The 4680-nt window shown below is 59.9% G+C and carries 4 protein-coding genes and 1 tRNA gene; 3 read left to right on the top strand and 2 right to left on the bottom strand.

The window, feature by feature from the left end; all coding sequences use genetic code 11:
- Positions 1–204 precede the first annotated feature (204 nt).
- Entirely contained in the window at positions 205–1731 is a 1527-nt protein-coding gene (locus B3C64_RS00765; protein ID WP_291533054.1) for a C69 family dipeptidase, read from the bottom strand.
- Between the two features lie 263 nt (positions 1732–1994).
- On the opposite strand from B3C64_RS00765, the gene B3C64_RS00760 reads away from it, so the two are divergent.
- Both B3C64_RS00760 and B3C64_RS00755 read left to right on the top strand, forming a co-directional pair.
- Positions 1995–2067 (top strand) — tRNA-Lys (locus tag B3C64_RS00760).
- A 484-nt stretch (positions 2068–2551) separates the two neighbouring features.
- A complete protein-coding gene (locus B3C64_RS00755; RefSeq protein ID WP_291533053.1) occupies positions 2552–2788 on the top strand; it encodes a glutaredoxin family protein in 237 nt (78 codons plus the stop codon).
- Positions 2789–2966: 178 nt separating this feature from the next.
- On the opposite strand, the gene B3C64_RS00750 is transcribed toward B3C64_RS00755, so the two are convergent.
- Entirely contained in the window at positions 2967–4268 is a 1302-nt protein-coding gene (locus tag B3C64_RS00750) for a putative ABC transporter permease (protein ID WP_291533051.1), read from the bottom strand.
- Positions 4269–4318: 50 nt separating this feature from the next.
- Here B3C64_RS00750 and B3C64_RS00745 point away from each other — a divergent pair.
- A partial coding sequence (locus B3C64_RS00745) for a hypothetical protein (protein ID WP_291533050.1) occupies positions 4319–4680 on the top strand: 362 nt, incomplete at its 3' end.

Below are 4680 nucleotides of genomic sequence, written 5' to 3'. Positions count from 1 at the left end.
GAACAACCATGCTCGGCACAACCCATCGTGCCAAACATGCAGTTCTCCCCAATCCGATTAATCGAAAGTGCCAAACATGCAGTCCGACACCGTAAAATCCGGGCGTGTCCTGCATATTTGGCACAACGGATTTCCAAACTGCATGTTTGGCACGATGGTTTCGCGGTCCGAAGGATTCCAATCCGATTCCAATCCTATGTCGTCTCAGTTCCAGCGGTCGGACATCGCGAAACTGTTGCGCATGAGGTTGCTGGACGTGTACAGCACGTCATTGAGCAGCTTCGTGACGTGCTTGCGCAGGTATTCCGCCATTTCGCCGTTCGACTCCTCCATTTGCGCGATGTTCTGGAATCCGTCCGCGGATTCCGCCTCCAACGCCGCGAGCTTCGCGTCCGTGCGTTCCACCAGACGATGGCCGAACGCCCGCGCGGCTTCCGCGAATCCTTCGACCATGTTGCTCGTCTCGTAATAATGCGCGTCCGCGAGCGCCGCGATCAGACGGTTCGACCAGTACAGGCAGTCCGTCGACACCTCCGGCGTGGTGTCGCGCAGATAGGCGGGCGTATCGTCGACGTTCGCATAGAACGGCGTCGCCGCGGTGAACGGGCCGGAACCGTAGGAAATCCACATGATCGAACGGCTGGATTCGGGCGCATACGGACGAATCTGCATGGCCACCATGTGCCCGGTGCGGTTGATGCCGATCGGGCGGTAGCGATGGCGGCTTTCCTGCGTGCCGATGGTGCCGTACGGATCGTATGGGGTGCCTTCGAAATGGGCGCTCATCAAAAAGTCGACGTCTTCGATGGTGACGGCGTTCTCCGGTTCGCGGCACCACGGAATATCGTCGGATGTGGGTGTGTAACGGGCCGCCGGCGAATCCCAGTCCTCGCTGGGATTGAGGTACCGTTGCATGTACCAGGCGCGGGGCGTGTTGTAGATGTGGTCTTTGGTGGTTGCCGTGCCGAAGATGGTGCGCGGATTGCAGTGGCTGCCGTGCGTGCCACCCTGCGTGCCCGCCGTGCGGCCGAGGTGGTGCGTTTCGATGAATTCCGGGAGATCGGCGCTGCACATGAATTCGCGGGCGTCGCTGAACGCGTCGTCGAAATCGAAGTAGTCGATGCCGAGCTGGTTGGGGATGGTCGCATAGCAGTCGTCCGGCACGCGGCGCGCGATCCAATGGTGGCCGCCGATGGTCTCGACATACCAGATTTCGTTCACATCGGAGATGATGATGCCGTTCGATTCGTATGTTCCGTACGTTTCGAGCAGCTCCGCGAGGCGCTTGACGCCTTCGCGCGCGGTGTTGACGTATGGCAGGACGAGGGTGATGATGTCTTCCTCGCCGATGCCGCCGGGCACTTCCGGCGTGCCGTCGGACTCGTCGGCCGGCTGCAGCACGACCATCGGATCGGCGGCGAGCACACGTTCGTTGACTGCGATGGTTTCGGTGGCGCTCATCGCCACATTGCGTTCGCTGACGCCCGCTTCGGCGAGGATGCCGCGGTTCGGCAGCACGTTCGGCACGATGCTGTACCGGCATGGGTCGTCGGGCAGGTCGATTTCGACATGACTGAGCACGCTGCGGTAGTGGCGCGGCTGGTCCTTGGGCGCGACCGCCACGAACTTCTTCGGATCATAGCGGCCGGAACCGGAGTCATCGTCGCGGGCGATGATGGTGGAGCCGTCGTAGCTGGCTTTTTTGCCTACAAGAATCGTTGTGCATGACATGCTGATTACTGTAGGAGGGTGTGCAGAAGAGCCTGCCGTGAAGATCGCGATGACGGGCGCGGTACGGTCGCCGCCCCGTCATATTGCCTGCCATGCGAATCATGCCGTCCACCATGCGGCGATCTGAAACCGCACCGTCTTCGGCACCGTCAAAGGTCCGTATCCGGAATCCCGGAACATAAGCCCACCGGACACGAACTCGCATGCGCGCGAACATGCGCGTTTGTCACATCGCATGGGATGCTGTATAATGGCCGATTGTTGCCCCTCTAGCTCAACGGTTAGAGCAGCGTCCTTTTAAGTCGTGGGTTGTGGGTTCGAATCCCACGGGGGGCACCGAACATAATGCATAACCCCTTGGAATCACAGCGATTCCAAGGGGTTTGCTTTATCCGCATGAAATAAAGACCGCCGATCGCAGACGCGTTCAGACGCCATGACCGCACAGGCACGGCCTAATGCATACGGCTTCAGAACATGCTGATGACCGGCATATGCATGCCTCCTTGTTTTTGATTCCTTGATTATTTTAGATGATTATCCACTGCGGAACCATGGGATGCCCCGCGGCCGCCGGCATGGTCGAGACACACGACGAGCAGGGCGAAGCGTCACATGATGATAGACTTATCGCATCGAACATTTGTTCGTATTATTTCGGTATTATGGGGAATTCCCCACTATATGCAGTGGAAGAGCATCCAACACACCACTACAGGTAGTGTATACTGAGGAACGGCTCATCTCGGTGGGCGACAATCGAAAAACGTGGCCGACAAGGCTTCCCGGCACGGAAGCCGCTTGCATAGGGAGGAATCGAATGACCGTCACCGTCTTCACCAATCCAAGCAATCCTCAATGCGAAGCCACCGAACAAGAACTCTCCAAACTGGGCGTGCGCTATGTCGCCATCGATCTGACGCAGAACCCATCCACATTCGAACAGATCAAAGACGCCGGATTCAAGCAGATTCCGGTGGTCATCTCACCAAATTCCTCGTGGAGCGGACACCGCCCCGACCTCATCCGCCAACTCGCGCAGAGCTTCGCGGCGTAACGGACCGCACGCACAGGCCGACCATGGTTTCCGGCGGGAAGCCACAGCCGCCTGCCACTTGCACGACAAGACGCGCACCACGCTCATGCCCGGCCTCCGGCGGAAACGCGGCCGTCCGCCACCGCGGCCACCACCGCACTCGTCCACCGCATCCGGCCGCGCGACCCGTTCGAACGCGCTACATGCGGCCCGCCATGGACGGATCGAGATGCATGGTCTGGAAACGGCGCTCCATGAAATCGTCGTTGAAATACGTCGCGAAGAACCGCGAAATCGGCGAATCCTGGGCGATGCCGGCCATACGCGAATACCAAGCGTCGAGCGTCATCAGCGTCATCACGCCATCGATGAAAATCAATATGAAGCACACGGCCGTCAACGTGTAGCGGACCTTCCACGGAATGCCCTGAATCAATCGCAACAACCGCGGCAGAATCAGCTTCACCCACACCAAGCCGAGGATGCCCCAGAAGAACATGTATTTGCCGGACGTGCGGCCGTCGATCGACAACCATTGGCCGGTGTAGTCCCATGCGCGGATGCCGAACGCCACCTGCATGAACCAGCTGGTGAAATATTCGAACGAGCCGCCGATCACCGCGCTGGCGCAGAAAATCAGCAGCCAGTTCGAACGCCACAGGTGGTTGAGCAGCACCGTGAGAATCACCGCGCCGAAACCATAGATCGGGGAGAACGGACCCCAGAGGAAGCCCGCGCGGTCCTGATATTCGCCGAACAGGATGAAATGGTAGATGGTCTCCAGCACCAGCCCGAACACGCATCCGACCACGAACAGCCAGAACAGGTTGAAGAAATCAAGGGAAATATAGCCTTTGCCGGTCAGATCCCGGCCGGCCATGCCCTTGGACGCGGCGGATTCGTATGCGCTGCGCGCGTCCATGCGCCGGAGCGCGAACTGCAGGCGACGTTCTTCACGCAGCGACGGGTCGGCAGCGATGTGCAGGGCGACGAGCACCACCAGCTGCACGGCCGGGGCGATGAGATTCACATCCAACCCCTGCAACGCCAAAGACAGCAGGCCCTCGACCAAGGTGAGGGGAATCATCACATACGTCCACTGCGCGATATGGCGCCGCTTGTTGAGGATGAGCAGCACGCCGAACACCACCAGGCATGCGGTGGCGGCCAGCAACACGACGGCGTGGATCACCGATAGCGTCGTGGTGAGGTTCAGTGCCTCGAACGCCATCTCCCCCGCGAGCACGGCATGCACCACATACAGGCAGGCGAACACGATGATCGGTAGGGTCACCACGCCCACGACGAGCATCAGAATGCCGTAGATGCGCACGATCAGGGGGAATCTGCGATCGGCGGGATTCACCGTTCCGTCGGACGCGACGCGCGCGCCCTCCTCGATGGCCGTGATTTTCGTATCCGCGGCGATGGCCTTGCCGACCTCGGATTCATCCACTCCGTATTCGCCCGGATTGGTTTGGCTCAATTCAGATTTGCTCATACGACCGCTCCTTCTCCCGCAACGCTATCAGACGCCGACAATGAATCGCCATGCGCGAATTGCTGCGGAGCGAGCGGAATCAGCGCATCACTCAGCTTTCGATGGAACCGGTGCCATCGCTGTTGGAATACCCGCTGGAGCTGCTGCCGGACTGGCTGGAATCGGAATCGTTCGAATCCGAGCCATCCTGCGATCCGGATTGGCCGCTCGATCCCGAACCTCCTTGGATTCCGCCCTGGCCCATCTGCCCGCTCGGCGGCTGGCCCATCTGCCCTCCATTACCGGAGCCCATTTGGCTGCCGCTTTGCTGGCTGATCAGCTGTCGATTTGAACCATGTAATGCGTGCACCGTGAATGTGCCGCCAACACCACCCAAGAATCCGCAGGCCAGACTGATGCCCGCGACGATGGC

It is taken from the genome of Bifidobacterium sp. UBA6881 (assembly GCA_002451435.1).
Lineage (GTDB): Bacteria > Actinomycetota > Actinomycetes > Actinomycetales > Bifidobacteriaceae > Bifidobacterium.
Note: the sequence above shows the minus strand (reverse complement) of the source record. Positions and strands in the feature narration are given on the sequence as shown.

Excerpts from the sequence above, each read along its gene's own strand:
- B3C64_RS00755 (WP_291533053.1), top strand. The coding sequence starts at position 2,552 with ATGACCGTCACCGTCTTCACCAATCCAAGCAATCCTCAATGCGAAGCC.
- B3C64_RS00750 (WP_291533051.1), bottom strand. The coding sequence starts at position 4,268 with ATGAGCAAATCTGAATTGAGCCAAACCAATCCGGGCGAATACGGAGTG.
- B3C64_RS00765 (WP_291533054.1), bottom strand. The coding sequence starts at position 1,731 with ATGTCATGCACAACGATTCTTGTAGGCAAAAAAGCCAGCTACGACGGC.